Genomic DNA, 1938 nt, shown 5'->3' on the forward strand with positions numbered 1-1938 from the left:
ACTTAACAAAGCAATAGGTTGTTCACCACCTTATTTTCCTTCCTTTGCGTCCTTTGCGAAATCTTCCTTTGCGCTCTTTGCGGTTAAATCTTTATACCTTTAAAAAACTTGAACATCAAGTATTAGTAACTCAAGACCTGAACGGTTACTTTCTCTATTCCTTTAATATCTTACCTTTTTCAATTGCACTCAGGAATGCCCTGGTTACCTGTGGGTCAAATTGGATATTTGAATACTTTTTTATCTCGGCAATGGCATAGTCTATAGTAAATTTGTCCCGATAAGGTCTATTTGAAGTCATGGCATCAAATGTATCGGCAATAGCTAATATCCTGCTGCCAAGAGGTATATCTTTTCCTTTTAATCCGTTAGGATAGCCTCTACCCTCAAATCGTTCATGATGATGGAGTATGATGGGAACAACATCTTCCATTTGTCTTATTGTGCCTATAATTTGAGCACTTATGGTGGGATGTTTTTTTATCTCGCTATATTCTTTTTCATTTAATTTTGATGGTTTATGCAAAATTTCCTCCGGAATACCTATTTTACCCACATCATGTAAAAGCCCGGCTAAATATATTATTTCTTTTTCCTTAAACGAAAGATTAAGTTCATCAGCTATGGCTAAGGCTATTTTGCTTACTCTTTCAGAATGACCGTAGGTATAAGTATCTTTTGCATCGATGGTTGAGGATAGAGATTTAACCGTATTGAAAAAGAGTTCTTTAGCATCTGTAAATAGCCAGAAGTTTTTAATCGCTATTGCCCCTTGAGTAGCCATAGCGGTAAGCAATTTTAAATCCCGTGATGTAAAAATACTGCGGTCTATTTTATCGGTCAAATTTATGACACCAATAATCTCTCCGACTGCCTTCAAAGGAACCGATATTATTGGCAGACTAATAAACGATTTAGTTTTATATCTTTTCAGTCTTTCTTCTTCAGAGAGTTTTTCTACCTCTGCATCCGAGACAATCAAGGGTTTCCCATCTTTTACGACCTTGCCCGCCACTCCTTCTCCTACCTTTATTCGAGTATTTTTGACTATTTCTTGAGGGATGCCATGAGCGGCAACAATTTTAAGAAATTCACGCTCACGGTCAAAAAGCATTAATGATGCCCGTTCTACTCGGATTATCTCTACTGCCTTTTCCACTAACATTTGACATATTTCATCTACATCAAATATATTACTTACGGTCCTGGCTATCTCGTATAAAAGATTTAATTCTTCATAAAGCACTCCCACTTCTTTAGCCATATCTTCTTTATTTATAAAGTTTTGGATAATATCATTGATTAACAGAATATTCTGTTTAATCTCTTGTTTTTTACTGGATAGCCCACAACCGGTTAAAACCCCAATTGTTCCTTCATTAGTAATTATAGGTAATCCTACTCTTAAATATTCAGTATCACATTCTTGGACACATGATTGACCTGAACTCATTACCTCAGAGAGGATAGAAAGGTGATTACCCATACATCTTCCTTTATGTTTAATCAATTCACAAAGTTTAGTGCTCTGAAATACCTGCTGGTTAGAATCAACAATAAATAAAGGGATACCTGTTATTTGGGCAAGTTTATTTAATAAATCTGTTTTTTGTAGGAATTCTTGAATATACATCATAATACCTCAAATAGTAACTATTACAAGATGCTTGTGTTACTTTACCCATCAATTGAGTAGCGACAAATAATAGTGTGGTGTTAAGTAAGTTTTGCACGGGGTATCATCAGATTTCATAACCTGCAAACGGATAATTGGTAACTGGTAATTGGTAACTGGTAATTGGTAACTGGTGATTGGTAACTGGTAATTGGTAACTGGTAATTGGTTAAATAGTTTCGTCCTGAGCTCAGCCGGTAATCCCTCAGTTATCAGTGGTAAAAACTAAATAGAAATTTTCTCTCGCAAAGACGCAAAGTTCG

The 1938-nt window shown here is 35.6% G+C and carries 1 protein-coding gene; it reads right to left on the bottom strand.

Features of this window, described 5'->3' with window-relative positions:
- Positions 1 to 154 precede the first annotated feature (154 nt).
- Positions 155 to 1636 carry an HD domain-containing phosphohydrolase gene (locus tag AB1414_20060; protein MEW6609708.1) on the bottom strand — a complete coding sequence of 494 codons (1482 nt, stop codon included), beginning with the start codon at positions 1634 to 1636 and terminating at the stop codon, positions 155 to 157.
- Positions 1637 to 1938: the final 302 nt, after the last annotated feature.

This window comes from bacterium (assembly GCA_040755795.1).
Taxonomy (GTDB): domain Bacteria; phylum UBA9089; class CG2-30-40-21; order CG2-30-40-21; family SBAY01; genus JBFLXS01.